General features: G+C 43.5%; 1 protein-coding gene. It reads right to left on the bottom strand.

The window, feature by feature from the left end; all coding sequences use genetic code 11:
* Positions 1-984: DUF6160 family protein (locus A3729_RS09205; RefSeq protein WP_231877394.1), on the bottom strand; the 984-nt coding region annotated here is incomplete at its 3' end.
* Positions 985-1,151: the final 167 nt, after the last annotated feature.

Below are 1,151 nucleotides of genomic sequence, written 5' to 3' on the forward strand. Positions count from 1 at the left end.
GTTGAAGTAGCTATCCATGTGGATTTTTGAGTTCGCATCACCGTAACCAGTAGAACCAGTCACAGCATCAGAAGCTTCAGCAGCAGAGATACGACCATTACCATCAGTGTCAGTAGCGCCGAAACCATTACCATTGTTTTCGATATGGATATCTTTGTGACCCAAGTAACCCGCAATGCTTAAGTTGCTGATCAAAGTAGTAGTTTGTGCAGTAGAAAGATCTGCGCCTGGCTGGTAAGTAGAGTCAGCAATACCGATTGCACCGATTTCGTATTTGAAATCAACCGCTGTTACAGCTGCGTCGATAACTTCTTGAGTTGAGAAATCAGCAAGTGCAGTAGCACCGCCAGCAATAAGGTCATCAGCACTGATAAGAGCAGCCAATGGATCAGTAGCGATTTCGTGAATTAACAAGTCACCGTCTTCGATACCAACACGACCCTTAACGAATGTTCCGCCAAGTGCACCAGCAACTGCTTGAACAACAGATACACCAGGAGCAGCTTGTACATTGTTAGCTTCTAGCTGTGTCAAAGATGCACCATCAGCGTTAGCTTCGATACCGCCAGCCAAACCAGCTAGACGACCGTCATCTACAGCACCGTATGCTAGAGCCAATGCAGCTAGACCTTCAGCACCGTAAAAATCAGACAAACCACGATCTAAAATGTTTTCGCCAGTAGCAGCAGAACCAGCAATATCGATGTTCATACGGATATTGTCAATCATGTCAGTGTCGTTTGCTAGGTTATCGTCACCAGTGTTTGCGTTGCCGCCGATGCTGATGTCGTTGATGAATAGGCTACCAGCATCTTTATACATGAACTGACCGATAGAAACTTTAGTTTCTAGATCGATAGTCAAACCAGCTTGACCAGTTAGCTCGCCCATTGCTGAGTCGTCTAGAGCTTTAAGTTCAGCTTGTGCGCCAGCAGAAGCAGCAGCGATTGCAGAAACTAGTGCGATTTTTTTCAGGCCTTTCATATTATTCTCCTAATATTTAGGTTACGTTAAAACTGTCTTAGACTTATGTGTCTTAACGCGATCATTTGATTTATATGATTTCATTTTTTTCTAACAAGCTGTGTTGCTCGCCAGTGAGATCATAATATGTATTTTGATTTCTATTTACCGTGATTGCTTTCACAAAA

It is taken from the genome of Oleiphilus sp. HI0043 (genome assembly GCF_001634935.1).